This is a genomic window from Streptomyces griseiscabiei, assembly GCF_020010925.1.
GTDB lineage: Bacteria > Actinomycetota > Actinomycetes > Streptomycetales > Streptomycetaceae > Streptomyces > Streptomyces griseiscabiei.
Map to the genome: position 1 here is coordinate 1,389,271 of NZ_JAGJBZ010000001.1, position 13,991 is coordinate 1,403,261.

The window sequence follows — 13,991 nt, forward strand, 5'->3', positions numbered from 1 at the left end:
CTTTCGCAGCGACGAAAGTTTCTCTTCCACCGACGGACAGTTTCCTCAGCAGGCTAGTGAGGGCCGTGTCACCGGTCAACGAGTGCGCGGGTCAGCCGCCGGGCGGAGCGGTGCTGGCCCGGACCGTCAGGGTCGTCGCGATCTCCAGGCGGGAGGCCTGCGGCGCCTCCTCGCCGCGGCCCAGCGTGAGCGCCAGCTCGGTCGCGGCCACGGCCATCTCGGTCAGGGGCTGGTGAACGGTCGTCAGGGGCGGGTCCACCCAGGCCACGACCGGGAGATCGTCGAATCCGACGACGCTGAGGTCCTCGGGGATGCGCAGCCCCGCCTCGCGGGCCGCCTGGTAGACGCCGAGCGCCTGAAGGTCGTTGGCGGTGAAGACCGCGGTCGGGCGCTCGGGCAGGGCCAGCAGGGTGCGTGCCGCCGCGTAGCCGTCCTCGCTGGTGAGCGGCGCGTGCACGACGAGTACGGGGTCGACGGGCAGACCGGCGGACCCCATCGCGGAGCGGTATCCGTCCAGCCGGGCGCAGCAGTAGAGCTGGTCCCGCGGGCCGCCGATCATGGCGATACGGCGGTGCCCCAGCTCCGTGAGATGGCGGGTCGCGGCCCGGCCGCCGGACCAGTTGGTGGCGCCCACGAAGGGGACGTCGTCCGGGAGTTCGGTGGCCGGGTCGAAGACGACGAACGGGATGCCCTTGGCCGTCAGCTGCTCCCGCTCGGCCGCGGAGAGCTGGGCCACGGACAGCACGCAGTGGGGACGCCGGGAGACGGTGTCGTCCCAGGTGGGCGGGTCGGTGTCGTGCAGCCCGAACTCGGAGACCATGACCCCCACCCGGTGCCGGCGGGCCACCTGTTCGACGCCTCGGATGATCTCGACGGCCCACATGTGCTTGAGCTCGCGGAACACCAGCTCCACCACGTTGTTGCGGTGGGCGCCGGTGGGTTTGCGGTAGCCGTAGCGGTTGACCAGCTCCTCGACGCGTGCGCGGGTGTCCGCGGAGACGCCGGACCTGCCATTGATCACCTTGGACACGGTGGGGACCGAGACCCCCGCCGACTCGGCGATGAACGCGATGGTGACCGGCCTGGAGGTGTCGCCCCGCCCGTCGTGGCCGTCCGCCGGTCCGTCAGCCGCGTACTCCGCCAAGGTCGTCCGCCCGTCCGCTCGATGTGCCCGGCTCATTCTGGCACCCCGCCGCACCGCGCCTGTGGTCTCCGGCACCTCCGCATGTTAGTTTTCGCGCCGCGCAGAGCGAAACTTTCCTTCATTGAGCTGTATCTCGGTCGGCCTTCGGCCTGCACCCCATGTCGCACTCCCCCCAACCAGAAGGTGCGCGTGATGACGAGGAAACTCGCGAGGCTTCTTCCGCGGCGACGCCGGTCGCCGCACCCCCCACGGAGACTGTCGGCCCTGCTCCTGGCCTTCGTCCTGCTCCCGCTGCTGCCCACCGGCGCGCACGCCGCCGACGCCCCCGTCCCCCCGGCAGGTTCCCCGGCCGCCCGCAGCACGGTGGCGGCCATGCAGCCCGGATGGAACCTGGGCAACACCTACGACGCCATCCCCGACGAGACGTCCTGGGGCAACCCTCCGGTGACCCGGGCGCTCTTCCAGAAGGTCAGGTCGCAGGGGTTCAAGAGCATCCGCCTGCCCGTCACCTGGGGCGTCCACCAGGGCGGCGCCCCCGACCACCGGATCGACGCGGCGTGGATGGCGAAGGTGCGCCAGGTCGTCGACCTGGCGCTGGACGAGAACCTGTACGTCCTGCTCAACATGCACCACGACTCCTGGATGTGGGTCAACACGCTCTCCACGGACCACGACGCCGTCCTCGCCCGCTACCGCGCCACCTGGACCCAGATAGCGGCGGAGTTCCGGGACCACTCGCCCAAGCTGCTGTTCGAGAGCATCAACGAGCCCACGTTCAGCGCCACTTCCGGTGACGACGAGAACTACCGGCTGCTGGCCGAGCTGAACAGCGCGACGCATCGGATCGTCCGCGCCTCGGGCGGCGGCAACACCGACCGGCTGCTGGTGCTGCCCACCCTGTACACCAACGCCGATCAGGGCCGCCTCGACGCGCTGGCGGCGGAGCTGGCGGAGCTGCGCGACCCCATGGTGGTCACCACGATCCACTTCTACGGCTGGTGGCCGTTCAGCGTGAACATCGCCGGGTACACCCGGTTCGACGCCACCGCGGAGCAGGACCTCACCGCCACCTTCGACCGCGCGTACGACACCTTCACCGCGCGCGGCATCCCGGTCGTCATCGGCGAGTACGCCCTGCTGGCCTACGACCACAACCGCCCCGGCATCATCCAGCGGGGCGAACAGCGCAAGTACTTCGAGTTCCTGGGCGACTACGCCCGCCGGCGGAACCTCACCACCATGCTGTGGGACGCCGGGCAGTTCCTGAACCGCACCACCCTGCAGTGGCGCGACGCGGAGCTGTTCGGACAGATCAGGTCGAGCTGGACGACCCGTTCCGGGACCGCCTCCAGCGACATGGTGTTCCTCCCGAAATCGGGAGCCATCAGCGGCCGGGACCTGACCCTGAATCCGAACGGCACCGACTTCCAGGGCCTGCGACACGGCTCCCGTGATCTGGTGCGGGGCAGGGACTACACGGTCTCGGGCAACCGGCTCACGCTGACGGCGTCCGCGCTGACCCAGCTGGCGGGCGACCGGGCGTACGGGGTGAACGCGACGCTGGAGGCCAGGTTCTCCCGTGGCGTTCCGTGGCGGATCGATGTGATCACCCACGACAGTCCGGTCCTGTCGAGCGCCTCCGGTACGTCCGGCGGTCTGACCGTCCCCACCCGGTTCCGGGGCGACATGCTCGCGACCATGGAGGCCAGATACGACGACGGAGGCAACGCGGGCCCGGCGAGCTGGACCTCCTACCAGCAGTGGGACACCGCGTTCACGGCCTACACCGACGACTCCGTCAAACTGACCGCCGAGTTCTTCGCCTCCCTCCGCGACAACTCCCGCGTGACGCTCACCTTCCACTTCTGGAGCGGCGCCACGACGACGTACCACGTGACCAGGTCGGGCACCACGACGACCGGTTCTCCCGCCTGACCCTCAGGGACGGGGAGATCGCTCCCATGAGCGATCTCCCCGCCCGGTCGAGGGTGGGGGCGCCGGGGCCCCAGGGGTGTCACCCCGTCGACGGCACCCCGCGTCCCGGCCCCGATAGGCTGCGTCTCTCCCCCTCTCCCCCCGTGACGGACAGGAGACCGACATGACCGGGACGACGACCGGAACCGCGCCGACCGGGACGACGGTCACCGAGCTGATGGCCGAGCTGGCCGCGCTGGAGGACCCCAGGGCACGCGAGGTGAACGAGCGGCACGGTGACGACCACGGGGTGAACCTGGGCAGGCTCCGCGCGATCGCCAAGCGGCTCAGGACCCAGCAGGAGCTCGCGCTCGGGCTCTGGGCGACGGACGACAGCGCGGCCAGGCTGCTGGCGCTCCTGATCTGCCGCCCGAAGGCCTTCGGGCGCACCGAGCTGGACGGCATGCTGCGCGGGGCGCGCACCCCGAAGGTGCACGACTGGCTGGTGAACTACGTGGTGAAGAAGAGCCCGCACGCGGAGGAGCTGCGCCTGTCCTGGTCCGCCGATCCGGACCCGGTGGTCGCCGGCGCGGGCTGGGCGCTGACCACCGAGCGTGTGGCGAAGAAGCCCGAGGGTCTCGACCTCGCGGGGCTGCTCGACGTCATCGAGGCGGAGATGAAGGACGCCCCCGACCGCCTCCAGTGGCCGATGAACCACTGTCTGGCCCAGATCGGCATCTCCCACCCCGGGCACCGCGCCCGCGCGCTCGCCATCGGTGAGCGTCTGGAGGTGCTCAAGGACTATCCGACCTCCCCGGGCTGCACGTCTCCGTTCGCCCCCGCCTGGATCACCGAGATGGTGCGCCGGCAGCAGGGCGCGTGACGACACACGCCACTACCGCGGCTGTGTCGCGATCTGGATCAGGTTGCCGCAGGTGTCGTCGAAGACGGCGGTGGTGACCGGGCCCATCTCCACCGGGTCCTGGGTGAAGCGCACCCCGAGGCCGTGCAGGCGCGTGTACTCGGCCCGTACGTCGTCGACGGCGAACTGGGCGAGCGGGATGCCGTCCTCGACGAGCGCGTCGCGGTAGGTCCGGGCGGCCGGGTGCCCGGCGGGCTCCAGGAGGAGTTCGGTGCCGTCGGGCTCGTCGGGCGAGACGACGGTCAGCCAGCGGTCCTTCTCGCCCAACGGGACGTCGTGCTTCTTCACGAAGCCGAGAATCTCGGTGTAGAAGTGCTCGGCCTTGGCCTGGTCGTCGACGAAGACGCTGGTCAGATGGATCTTCATGGGGTGTTCTCCTTCGGTCCGGAGGCGCCGGGCACGTGCCAGCGCTCGGCGATCCGCCGCAGCGGGGTGGTGTCGAGGTCGTGGAACTTGTAGCGGCCCTCCCGCCTCGTCCGGACGAGTCCGGCGCTCTCCAGCACGGCGAGGTGCTGGGAGACCGCCTGTCGCGAGATCCCGAGCCCGTGCCTCATGCTCAGCCGGGAACAGATCTCGAACAGTGTCTGTCCGGATTTCTCGGTCAGCTCGTCGAGGATGGTGCGGCGGGTGGGGTCGGCCAGGGCTTTGAACAGGTCGTCGTCGGCCACGACCCAGCATAGGCAAGTAGCCACTTGCCTATCAAGTCGGGCGACCCCCGCACACGACACCCCACGGATCACCGAGGGACGGCTCTCACAGCCCGAACAGTTCCGCGCCGTTGTCGTGGCACACCGCCCGCAGCCACTCCTCCCCCAGGTCGAGCCGTTCGAGGGCGCGGAGCTGATGCAGGTACGGGTAGGGGATGTTGGGGAAGTCGGAGCCGAGGAGGACCCGGTCGCCGAGGGCGGTCAGCCGGGGCAGGGCCCGGCGGGGGAAGGGCGCCAACCGTTCGGTGAAGTCGGTGAACGCCATGGTCGTGTCCAGCCGCACCTCCCGGTACCGCTCGGCGAGGCCGAGGAACTCCTCGTACTCGGGCATCCCCATGTGCGCGAAAATCAGCCGCAGCCGGGGGTGGCGGGCCAGCACCCGCGCGATCGGCTCGGGGCCGGTGTGCTTGCCGGGCGCGGGGCCCGAACCGCAGTGGATCACCACGGGAACACCGGCCTCGGCGATCGCTCCCCAGGCCCGGTCCAGGAGTTCGTCGGCCGGGTCGTACGCCCCCACCTGCACATGCGCCTTGAAGACGCGCGCGCCCGCCTCGATCGCCTCCCGGACGTACGTCTCGGCGTCCGGCTCGGGGAAGAGGGTGGCGGTGTGCAGACAGTCGGGGGTGCGGCGGGCGAAGTCGACCGCCCAGCCGTTCAGCCACCGGGCCATGCCCGGCTTGTGCGGGTAGAGCATCGCGGTGAACGCCCGGACGCCGAACTCCCGGAGCAGGGCGGCCCGCCGACCCTCCTCCTCGCGATAGGTGATCGGCCACTCCATCCCGCCGGTCAGCGGTCCGAGCCCGTCGAAGTACTCCCACACCTTGTGCAGCACCCGCTCGGGCATGAAGTGCGTATGGACGTCGACCAGCCCGGGAAGGCCGAGCGACTCCCAGAACCGGCGGATCTCCCCGGCCTCGGTACCCGTGTACACGTCAGTCATGGTCCTACGATCGGCTCCCGTGGAGCGGATGGTCCACACCCGGCCCCTGTGCCGTGCCTCTCCCGCCGCCCGCGAGCCGGTGTGGACCTCGCCGGTCCGGGCACTCGGCCGTCGACCGAGGGGGCGAGCCGGAGGTGCGGCATGGCAGTACGGCATCGGCTGATCAAGGCGAGCCCGCGGACGGTGTGGGCCGTCCTCGCGGACGGCACCCGGTACGCCGAGTGGGTGGTGGGTACGTCGGCCTCCGAGCCGGTGCGGGGCCAGTGGCCACGGCTGGACTCCGCGATCGGCTACGAGATCCGCCTCGGCCCGCTGCGGCTGACCAACGAGACCGTGGTCCGGCATGTCGAGGAGGGCCGTGAACTCGGGCTGGAGGCGCGGGCGGGCGCGCTGGGCACGGCGCGCATCTCCATCGAGCTGCGGCCCTGGGGACCGTACTGCCTGGTGATCGCGGACGAACACCCGCTGCAGGGTGTGGGCGGAGCGCTCCACAACGTGGGCGTGGAGGCGCTGATCCAGCTGCGCCACTGCGCGATGCTGGCCCGCCTCGCCCACCTGTGCGAGGAGCGGCCCGAGGCCCCGGCGGAGCCGGAGACCGGCTCCGAGGCCGGACGGCCGCCGCGCGCCCGGCGGCGCGGGGCGACGGCGCGCGGCAGCGGCGGCCATGCCTGACGCGGTGGTGATCGGCGCGGGCCCCGACGGGCTGGTCGCCGCGAATCTGCCGGCCGGCGCGGGATGGAGCGTCGAGGTCCCGGAGGAGCAGCCCGAGCCCGGCGGCGCGGTGCGCCACGACACCGGGGTCGACCCCTAATTCGTCAGCGACCTCGTCAACTCCTTCCACCCCCTTGCCGCCGCGTCCCCGATGCCGGCCCGGCTCCGTCTCGACGGGCGGTGCGCGGTCCTCTCCCGTGAGATCGACACCACCGCCGACTCCCTCGACGCCTTCCACCCGGGCGACGGGGACGCCCGGCGACGCCTGCACGGAACCTGGAAGCCGCTGGGCACCGACATCGTGGACACCCCGGAGGCCGCGGGCAGCGGCGGCTACGGCCGGCCGGTGTCCATGCTCGGACCGCCGGGGTGCTCACCGACGACGGCTAGACGGTGACGGGGCGGACCAGCTGCCGACCCAGCTGACGGCCGACCTGCAGCGCTTCCCGTGGGACTTCGCGTCTCCCACCGGCTGCGCCTGGCCCAGCCGACCCGGGCCGCGATCCCGCTCCTCGTCCTCCGGGCGGCCAGGCCTGGTCCTGGTGCGACAGTGGCGTCGTCGACCGATTCCGGCGTGGCGCATGATTCCGGGGCGACATGGGGACTGTCCGTGATGATCCGGTCACTTTGTGGCACCTTCGATGCCGGACATCGGGCGAGGAGAAGCGTATGGATGCGGGCAGGCGGCGGTTTCTCGGGGGGTGGGGAGCCGTGGCGGCGGGGGTCGCGGCGCCACTCGCCCTCCCTCTGGAGACGGCGACGGCTTTTCGGGGCTCCACCCCGCACGAGCGGTTCATGTGGCTGGCCGTCGAGGAGGCCCGCAAGAACCCGGAGTGGCCGTTCGGCGCGGTGATCGTGGACTCCCGTACCGGTGCGGTCCTGGGGAGCGGGGTGAACTCCGGGGCGGACAGTCCGCTGCTGCACGGCGAGGTGGTCGCGATGAACGACTATGTGCGGCGGCAGGGCAACCAGGGCTGGGCCGGGACGACGCTCTACACCACGGGTGAGCCCTGTTCGATGTGCATGAGCGCGCTGGCGTGGGCGGATGTGCGGCGCGTCGTCTGGGCCAGCTCGATCGACGAGATCCGCCGCACCGACATCATCCAGATCGCCCTGTCCGCACGGGAGGTGGCCGCCGCCGCGCGGTCCTTCTACACCCCGGACCTCCTCCTCGGCGGTGTACTGGCGGACCACACGAACCAGCTCTTCCGGGAGGCCAGGCGGCTGCGCGAGGGCCGGACCCTCCCCGACGCCCTCAGACGGCCTTGATCTTCTTCATGGTCAGGTGGGACTCGGTGCGCAGGACGCCGGGCAGCCCGGTGAGCCTGTCGGTCAGGAAGGCCTCGTACGCGGCGTGGTCGGCGACGGCGACGCGGAGGAAGTAGTCGGGACGGCCGAAGAGACGCCGGAACTCGATGACCTCGTCGTACGAGGCGACGGTCTCCTCGAACGTCTGCACGGTCGCGCGGTCGGTGGCGGAGACCTCGATGTCGACGAGAACCTCCAGACCGCGCCCGACCGCCGCCGGGTCGACGACGGCGCGATAGCCGGCGATGACCCCCGCCTCCTCCAGGCGCTTGACGCGGCGCAGACAGGGCGGCGGGGTCAGGCCGACCCGTTTCGCCAGCTCGACGTTGGTCAGCCGACCGTCCTGGAGCAGGTGAAACAAAATATCGTGATCGATGGGGTCCATATGCATTTCATTGCTCATGAGGGAAGTCTAGAGCCATAATCAGCAACCATAGAACGCTCCATTGCTTCTAATATTTCCCCATGGGAATACCTACGGTCGTCACCGAAGCCCCCGCCCGGCCCACCCGGTCCGCCGCCTTCAAGGACTCCGCCGCAGTGGGCCTCGGCCTCGTCCCGCTGGGCCTCGCCTTCGGTCTGCTCGTGACGCAGTCGGGGCTGGACTGGTGGTGGGCCACGGCGTTCACCACCCTGATCTACGCGGGGTCGTTCGAGTTCCTGCTCATCGGTCTGGTCGTCTCCGTAGCCCCCTTGGCGACCGTCGCGGTGACCGCGTTCCTGGTGAACATCCGGCATGTCTTCTACGCGCTGTCCTTCCCGCTGGACCAGGTGAAGGGCCGCCCGGGCAGGGCCTACAGCACGTTCGCCCTCACCGACGAGGCGTACGCGCTGGCCACCGGCGAAAGGGCCCGCCACTGGCCGGGGCGGCGGATCGTATGGCTCCAGGTGTTCCTGCACGTGTACTGGGCGGGCGGGGCCACCGCCGGAGCGCTTCTCGGCATGGTTCTCCCCGGCAGCGTGACCGGACTGGACTTCGCCCTGACCGCACTGTTCGCCGTCCTCGCGCTCGACGCGCTGCGTGACCGTCGCGGCGACGTGCCGACACCCGTCCTGGCGCTGCTCGCGGCCGTGGTGGCCAGGCTCGTGTTCCCCGGACAGTTGCTCCTGGCCGCCTTCGCCCTGTTCACGGCCGGGCTGCTGGCCCGCCGCTTCGCCACCGGCCGGGAGCCGCGCCATGCCTGACACGCCCTACCTCATCGCCGCGGTCACCGTCTCCGCCGTCGTCACCTGGGGCCTGCGCGCCCTGCCGTTCGCCGCTCTCGCCCCGCTGCGATCCAGCGGAACCGTCCAGTACCTCAGCACCCGGATGCCTGCCGGCGTCATGCTGATCCTCCTCGTCCACTGCCTGCGCGACCTCCCCCTGACCGAACCGCGCGCACTGGCCCCCGCGGCGGCCCTCACCGTCACGGCCGCACTGCACCTCTGGCGCCGCAACGCCCTGCTGAGCATCCTCGCCGGGACCGCCACCCACGTCGCCCTGATGAGCACGGTATTCGCGCACTGAGCCCGGTACGGCTGTCACAGATCAGCACGCCGCCTTGTCCCCTGCACAGGGAGCCCGCACGCACGCGGGACGAGAACGCGGAAGGTGAAGTCCTCATCATGAGCGCCGAGTCGACACCCCAGGAGCCCGATACCGTCCACCGACCCCGGCGCGAACCCCGCCCCCGGCGCCGCAGGACGCTCGGCCTCGTCGGTGTCGCCCTGCTGGTCGTGGCCGTCCATCTCGGCGCGGGCGGACTCCTGTTGGCGTCGCCAGGTCCATGGAGGCACTGGGCCGCAGGAATCCTCCTGGTGGTGGCGGCGACCCACGCCGCCGGTGTCGTCCACCGCCGCACCGCCCACCGCAGGGCGACGACGAAACCCGTCGACCGTAGGGCCGTCGACGAGACGTAGACCACCCGCCTTGAATACGCATCTCCGATGCAACATTGATAGTCTGCCCGCGTGAGGCTGACCAGATACACGGATCTCGCGCTCCGGGCAGTGATGCGTCTGGCCGTCGTGGACGGCGAGGAGTTGCTGACGACGCGGCAGATCGCCGACTCGATGAACGTCCCCTACACGCACATGGCGAAGGCCATCGCGCAGTTGCAGCACCTCGGGGTGATCGAGGCGCGGCGGGGGCGCGGCGGCGGGCTGACGCTCACCGGCGCGGGCCGGAGCACGCCGGTGGGGGATCTGGTCAGGACGCTGGAAGGGGACCGGGAGGCCGTGGTGTGCGAGGGTGACGCCCCGTGCCCCCTCTCGGGCGCCTGCCGGCTGCGGCGGGCCCTGCGGGAGGCGCAGGAGGCGTTCCACTCCTCGCTGAACGGGGTGACGGTCGCCGATCTGGTGAAGTCCCCGACGGGCCCCGTCCTGCTGGCGCTGGGCGCTCCCCCGGGCTGACCGCCCGGGCCTTTCCGTGGCACCCCTGACACCGCCCCCGCACGGCCGGGACCGTCACAGCCATGACCAAAAATACGCATCTCACATACCAATTCAATCGAACTCGATCCAGGAGTGTGTCCCATGCTGTCTGCGCAGTCGGCCCCCGTCGTACGAGCGACGCTTCCCGTGGTGGGAGCCTCACTGACCACGATCACGGAGGTGTTCTACCGGCGGCTGTTCGAGGAGCGCCCGGAGCTGCTGCGTGATCTGTTCAACCGGACCAACCAGGCCACCGGCGCGCAGCGCGAGGCACTGGCCGGCTCGGTGGCCGCCTTCGCCACCCTGCTGGTCGAACGGCCCGGCATACGCCCCGACGCCGTCCTCGCGCGGATCGCCCACAAGCACGTCTCGCTCGGCATCACCGCCGACCAGTACCCCCTGGTCGGACGGCACCTGCTCGGCGCGGTCGCCGAGGTGCTCGGTGACGCCGTGACACCCGAGGTCGGGGCCGCCTGGGACGAGGTGTACTGGCTGATGGCCAACGCCCTGATCGCCATCGAGTCCCGGCTGTACGCCGAGGCCGGCATCGGGGACGGGGACGTGTGGCGGCGTATGGAGATCGCCGAACGCCGTCAGGAGTCGGCCGACGCCGTGTCCCTGGTCCTGCGCCGCACCGACGGCCACCCCACCGCCGCCTTCCGGCCCGGGCAGTACGTCGGTGTCCGCGTCGAACTGCCGGACGGCGCGCACCAGATCCGCCAGTACAGCCTGTCCACCGCGCCCGACCACAAGACCTGGCGCATCACGGTCAAGCGCGAGAAGGCCGCCGACGGCACGGTCCCCGACGGTGAGGTCTCGTCCTGGCTGCACGCCCACGCCGAGGAGGGTGACCTCCTCGATGTGTCGCTGCCCTCCGGTGACCTCGCCCTGCCCGAGGGCGACACTCCCCTCCTCCTCGCCTCCGCCGGCATCGGCATCACCCCGATGCTGTCGATGCTCGACCATCTCGCCCTCACCTCCTCCTCGCGCCCCGTCACCGTCCTGCACGCCGACCGCTCCCCCCTCGACCATGTCCACCGGGACGAACAGGCGGAGCTCGTCGACCGTCTCACCGGTGCCGACCTTCACCTGTGGTACGAGAACGACGCCCACCGCTCCCCCGCCGCCCAGGTCTTCGCCGGGCGCGCCACCCTCGACCACCTCACCCCGGCCGCCGACACCACCGCCTACCTCTGCGGGCCACTGCCCTTCATGCGCCTGGTGCGCGGCGAACTGCTGGCCAAGGGACTGCACCCGTCCGCCATCCACTACGAGGTCTTCGGCCCCGACCTCTGGCTCACCGAGTAGGCGGCACGGGAACGGCGCGGGAACGGGGCGGAAGCGGGGCGGGTCAGGGACCCGGACAGCCCATGAGACGCACGTCACACCCGGCTCCCTGTCACGGATCGCCCCGGCTGCCCGGTCAGAGGGGTGTATCCGCCACACGGCAAGGAGATCACCGTGGAATCGCGTCTCAACTACTTCGGCCACCCTCTCGCGGGCAAGGTGCTGAAGCACATCAACTCGGCCGGCAAGGTGGTGTCGGACTCGACGCTGCCGGCCACCGTTCAGGAGCTGGTGAAGATCCGCGCGAGCCAGATCAACGGCTGTGGCTTCTGCACCGACATGCACACCAAGGACGCCGCCCACGCGGGAGAGACCCCGCAGCGCCTGCACCTGATCGCCGCCTGGCGCGAGGCCAAGGTCTTCACCGAGGCCGAGCGCGCCGCGCTCGAACTCACGGAGCAGGGCACCCGTATCGCCGACGCGGCCGGGGGCGTCACCGACGAGGCCTGGGCGAACGCCGCGAAGCACTACGACGAGGAGCAGCTGATCGCCCTGATCTCGCTCATCGCCGTCATCAACGCCTACAACCGCATCAATGTCATCAACCAGCAGCCCGCCGGGGACTACCAGCCGGGCCAGTTCGGCTAGACACCTCCCCGACCAGGCACCCACGGTCCGTCTCCACGCCGCCCCGACCCACGGCGAGGAGGCGGACTTCGCGGTTTCACCGCACCGACCTCGGCACTCGGGGCTCGTCGACCGGGGATGTCACAGATCGCGGGCCGGTCTGGTCGTAGTGGTGACAACACCGGCGATCGGAGTAGACCGTGGCACTCACCGAACAACGTCTTTCCACCATGGTGCTGGTGATCGGCACCGGAGGGGCCGGTCTGCGCGCGGCGATCGAACTGGCCGAGGCGGGCGTGGACGTCCTCGCGGTCGGCAAGCGGGCCAAGGAGGACGCGCACACGGCCCTCGCCGCCGGAGGGATCAACGCGGCGCTGGCCACCATGGACCCCGAGGACAGCTGGCAGCAGCACGCGGCGGACACCCTCAAGGAGAGCTATCTGCTCGCCGATCCCCGTACCGCCGAGATCGTCACCCGGGGCGCCGCCCGGGGCATCGACGACCTGGAGCGCTTCGGCATGGCGTTCGCGCGGGAGGAGGACGGCCGGATCTCCCAGCGGTTCTTCGGCGCGCACACGTTCCGGCGCACCGCCTTCGCGGGCGACTACACCGGCCTGGAGATCCAGCGGACGCTGATCAGGCGTGCGGAGCAGCTGAAGGTCCCCGTCCTCGACGGGGTGTACATCACGCGCCTCCTGACCCACGACGGGGCCGTCTTCGGCGCCTACGGCTTCGACCTGGCGAGCGGGACGCGGTATCTGATCCACGCCGACGCCGTGATCCTCGCGGCCGGCGGGCACACCCGGATCTGGCGGCGTACGTCCTCGCGACGCGACGAGAACACCGGCGACTCCTTCCGGCTGGCCGTGGACGCCGGGGCCCGGCTGCGCGACCCGGAGCTGGTGCAGTTCCACCCGTCCGGGATCATCGAGCCGGAGAACGCGGCCGGGACCCTGGTCAGCGAGGCCGCCCGGGGCGAGGGCGGCATCCTGCGCAACGCGCTCGGGGAACGCTTCATGGCCCGCTACGACCCCGAGCGGATGGAGCTGTCCACCCGCGACCGCGTGGCGCTGGCCTCCTACACGGAGATCAAGGAGGGGCGCGGCACCCCCAAGGGCGGGGTGTGGCTCGACGTGTCCCATCTGCCCCGGCAGACGATCATGACGCGGCTGCCCCGCGTGTACCAGACACTGCTGGACCTGCAGATGCTGGACATCACCCGGGAACCGATCGAGATCGCGCCCACCGCGCACTACTCGATGGGCGGGGTGTGGGTGCGCCCCGAGGACCACAGCACCGACGTACGCGGGCTGTACGCCATCGGGGAGGCGTCGAGCGGACTGCACGGCGCCAACCGGCTCGGCGGGAACAGTCTCATCGAGCTGCTGGTCTTCGGCCGGATCACCGGCCGGGCGGCCGCCGCCTACTCCGAGTCCCTCACCGCCCACCCACGCTCGGCGGCCGCCGTCGCGCGGGCCCGGGCGGAGGTCGACGAACTGCTCACGGCCGACGGGCCGGAGAACGTCCGTGCCCTGCAGCGGGCCATCCGCGACACGATGACCGAGCACGCGGGCGTCGTACGCGACGAGGAGGGCCTGCGGGCGGGGCTGGCGGAACTCTCCGTGATCGAGAAGCGGATGGAGGACGTCGGGGTCCACCCGGACATCGCCGGCTATCAGGACCTCGCCCACGCCTTCGACCTCAAGTCCGCCGCGCTGGCGGCGCGGGCCACGCTCGAAGCGGCCCTGGAGCGCCGTGAGACCCGCGGCTGCCACAACCGCAGCGACCATCCCGACCTGGATCCCGCAATGCGGGTGAATCTCGTGTGGTCACCGACGACCGGTATCACCCGCGAGAGCATTCCGGAGATCCCGGACGAGATTTCCGCGCTGATGCAGGAGGTCACGACAGAGGGCAAGCTCGTCGAATGACGGGAATTCTCCGCATTCCCGCGAACCCCTGTCACAAGTCGCGCCCCTGTCTTGTCTCCTCTGGTACCGAGAAAGAACTTCCGAAAGG

Annotated in this window: 16 protein-coding genes and 1 pseudogene; 12 read left to right on the top strand and 5 right to left on the bottom strand. The window is 70.9% G+C overall.

What is annotated here, in order from left to right; translation table 11 throughout:
* Positions 1 to 91 precede the first annotated feature (91 nt).
* Positions 92 to 1,180: a LacI family DNA-binding transcriptional regulator gene (locus J8M51_RS06020; protein ID WP_086759541.1), complete on the bottom strand. Its 1,089-nt coding sequence runs from the start codon at positions 1,178 to 1,180 to the stop codon at positions 92 to 94.
* 156 nt (positions 1,181 to 1,336) lie between these two features.
* Between J8M51_RS06020 and J8M51_RS06025 the strand changes: the two genes are divergently transcribed.
* Positions 1,337 to 3,079 (top strand): cellulase family glycosylhydrolase, encoded by a 1,743-nt coding sequence (locus J8M51_RS06025; protein WP_179203279.1) that lies wholly within the window; start codon positions 1,337 to 1,339, stop codon positions 3,077 to 3,079.
* A 163-nt stretch (positions 3,080 to 3,242) separates the two neighbouring features.
* The gene (locus J8M51_RS06030) at positions 3,243 to 3,941 is read left to right on the top strand and encodes a DNA alkylation repair protein (RefSeq protein ID WP_216586734.1); all 699 of its coding nucleotides are present in this window, start codon (positions 3,243 to 3,245) and stop codon (positions 3,939 to 3,941) included.
* 12 nt (positions 3,942 to 3,953) lie between these two features.
* Here the strand turns inward: J8M51_RS06030 and J8M51_RS06035 are convergent, their stop codons facing one another.
* The 3 genes from J8M51_RS06035 to J8M51_RS06045 form a co-directional block, all read right to left on the bottom strand.
* Positions 3,954 to 4,346 (bottom strand): VOC family protein, encoded by a 393-nt coding sequence (locus J8M51_RS06035; protein WP_086759858.1) that lies wholly within the window; start codon positions 4,344 to 4,346, stop codon positions 3,954 to 3,956.
* The gene (locus J8M51_RS06040; RefSeq protein ID WP_086759855.1) at positions 4,343 to 4,648 is read right to left on the bottom strand and encodes an ArsR/SmtB family transcription factor; all 306 of its coding nucleotides are present in this window, start codon (positions 4,646 to 4,648) and stop codon (positions 4,343 to 4,345) included. The genes J8M51_RS06035 and J8M51_RS06040 overlap by 4 nt, the downstream gene beginning before the upstream one ends.
* Before the next feature lie 85 nt (positions 4,649 to 4,733).
* Complete coding sequence (locus J8M51_RS06045) at positions 4,734 to 5,627, bottom strand: amidohydrolase family protein (protein ID WP_086759853.1); 894 nt, start codon at positions 5,625 to 5,627, stop codon at positions 4,734 to 4,736.
* Positions 5,628 to 5,768: 141 nt separating this feature from the next.
* Between J8M51_RS06045 and J8M51_RS06050 the strand changes: the two genes are divergently transcribed.
* The 3 genes and pseudogenes from J8M51_RS06050 (at position 5,769) to J8M51_RS06060 (ending at position 7,607) form a co-directional block, all read left to right on the top strand.
* The gene (locus J8M51_RS06050) at positions 5,769 to 6,299 is read left to right on the top strand and encodes an SRPBCC family protein (protein ID WP_086759851.1); all 531 of its coding nucleotides are present in this window, start codon (positions 5,769 to 5,771) and stop codon (positions 6,297 to 6,299) included.
* Positions 6,292 to 6,645, top strand: a pseudogene (locus J8M51_RS06055) (NAD(P)-binding protein); the annotation flags it as partial. The gene J8M51_RS06050 and the pseudogene J8M51_RS06055, both read left to right, overlap by 8 nt.
* Positions 6,646 to 7,007: 362 nt before the next feature.
* The gene (locus J8M51_RS06060) at positions 7,008 to 7,607 is read left to right on the top strand and encodes a nucleoside deaminase (RefSeq protein ID WP_236067221.1); all 600 of its coding nucleotides are present in this window, start codon (positions 7,008 to 7,010) and stop codon (positions 7,605 to 7,607) included.
* On the opposite strand, the gene J8M51_RS06065 is transcribed toward J8M51_RS06060, so the two are convergent.
* Positions 7,594 to 8,049 carry an Lrp/AsnC family transcriptional regulator gene (locus tag J8M51_RS06065; protein WP_086764380.1) on the bottom strand — a complete coding sequence of 152 codons (456 nt, stop codon included), beginning with the start codon at positions 8,047 to 8,049 and terminating at the stop codon, positions 7,594 to 7,596. The genes J8M51_RS06060 and J8M51_RS06065 overlap by 14 nt on opposite strands.
* A 62-nt stretch (positions 8,050 to 8,111) precedes the next feature.
* Here J8M51_RS06065 and J8M51_RS06070 point away from each other — a divergent pair, with 62 nt between their 5' ends.
* From J8M51_RS06070 to J8M51_RS06100, 7 genes are all read left to right on the top strand, one after another.
* Positions 8,112 to 8,831 (top strand): AzlC family ABC transporter permease, encoded by a 720-nt coding sequence (locus J8M51_RS06070; RefSeq protein ID WP_086764377.1) that lies wholly within the window; start codon positions 8,112 to 8,114, stop codon positions 8,829 to 8,831.
* Positions 8,824 to 9,153 (top strand): branched-chain amino acid transporter permease, encoded by a 330-nt coding sequence (locus tag J8M51_RS06075; RefSeq protein WP_179203540.1) that lies wholly within the window; start codon positions 8,824 to 8,826, stop codon positions 9,151 to 9,153. The genes J8M51_RS06070 and J8M51_RS06075 overlap by 8 nt, the downstream gene beginning before the upstream one ends.
* Before the next feature lie 98 nt (positions 9,154 to 9,251).
* Entirely contained in the window at positions 9,252 to 9,545 is a 294-nt protein-coding gene (locus tag J8M51_RS06080) for a hypothetical protein (protein ID WP_143673522.1), read from the top strand.
* A 51-nt stretch (positions 9,546 to 9,596) separates the two neighbouring features.
* On the top strand, positions 9,597 to 10,037 hold the full coding sequence (locus J8M51_RS06085) for an RrF2 family transcriptional regulator (RefSeq protein WP_086764372.1): 441 nt from the start codon (positions 9,597 to 9,599) through the stop codon (positions 10,035 to 10,037).
* A 123-nt stretch (positions 10,038 to 10,160) separates the two neighbouring features.
* Positions 10,161 to 11,366 carry a globin domain-containing protein gene (locus J8M51_RS06090; protein ID WP_086764369.1) on the top strand — a complete coding sequence of 402 codons (1,206 nt, stop codon included), beginning with the start codon at positions 10,161 to 10,163 and terminating at the stop codon, positions 11,364 to 11,366.
* Between the two features lie 153 nt (positions 11,367 to 11,519).
* On the top strand, positions 11,520 to 11,993 hold the full coding sequence (locus J8M51_RS06095; RefSeq protein WP_216586739.1) for a carboxymuconolactone decarboxylase family protein: 474 nt from the start codon (positions 11,520 to 11,522) through the stop codon (positions 11,991 to 11,993).
* 209 nt (positions 11,994 to 12,202) lie between these two features.
* Positions 12,203 to 13,903, top strand: coding sequence for an L-aspartate oxidase (locus J8M51_RS06100; protein ID WP_179203451.1), 1,701 nt, complete (start codon positions 12,203 to 12,205; stop codon positions 13,901 to 13,903).
* The last annotated feature ends 88 nt before the right edge of the window (positions 13,904 to 13,991 follow it).

What these genes read in the sequence shown, in the direction of transcription:
- J8M51_RS06030 (WP_216586734.1), top strand. Translation starts at nt 3,243, where the DNA reads ATGACCGGGACGACGACCGGAACCGCGCCGACCGGGACGACGGTCACC.
- J8M51_RS06065 (WP_086764380.1), bottom strand. Translation starts at nt 8,049, where the DNA reads ATGAGCAATGAAATGCATATGGACCCCATCGATCACGATATTTTGTTT.
- J8M51_RS06045 (WP_086759853.1), bottom strand. Translation starts at nt 5,627, where the DNA reads ATGACTGACGTGTACACGGGTACCGAGGCCGGGGAGATCCGCCGGTTC.
- J8M51_RS06060 (WP_236067221.1), top strand. Translation starts at nt 7,008, where the DNA reads ATGGATGCGGGCAGGCGGCGGTTTCTCGGGGGGTGGGGAGCCGTGGCG.
- J8M51_RS06020 (WP_086759541.1), bottom strand. Translation starts at nt 1,180, where the DNA reads ATGAGCCGGGCACATCGAGCGGACGGGCGGACGACCTTGGCGGAGTAC.
- J8M51_RS06035 (WP_086759858.1), bottom strand. Translation starts at nt 4,346, where the DNA reads ATGAAGATCCATCTGACCAGCGTCTTCGTCGACGACCAGGCCAAGGCC.
- J8M51_RS06075 (WP_179203540.1), top strand. Translation starts at nt 8,824, where the DNA reads ATGCCTGACACGCCCTACCTCATCGCCGCGGTCACCGTCTCCGCCGTC.
- J8M51_RS06100 (WP_179203451.1), top strand. Translation starts at nt 12,203, where the DNA reads ATGGTGCTGGTGATCGGCACCGGAGGGGCCGGTCTGCGCGCGGCGATC.
- J8M51_RS06090 (WP_086764369.1), top strand. Translation starts at nt 10,161, where the DNA reads ATGCTGTCTGCGCAGTCGGCCCCCGTCGTACGAGCGACGCTTCCCGTG.
- J8M51_RS06080 (WP_143673522.1), top strand. Translation starts at nt 9,252, where the DNA reads ATGAGCGCCGAGTCGACACCCCAGGAGCCCGATACCGTCCACCGACCC.
- J8M51_RS06070 (WP_086764377.1), top strand. Translation starts at nt 8,112, where the DNA reads ATGGGAATACCTACGGTCGTCACCGAAGCCCCCGCCCGGCCCACCCGG.
- J8M51_RS06025 (WP_179203279.1), top strand. Translation starts at nt 1,337, where the DNA reads ATGACGAGGAAACTCGCGAGGCTTCTTCCGCGGCGACGCCGGTCGCCG.
- J8M51_RS06050 (WP_086759851.1), top strand. Translation starts at nt 5,769, where the DNA reads ATGGCAGTACGGCATCGGCTGATCAAGGCGAGCCCGCGGACGGTGTGG.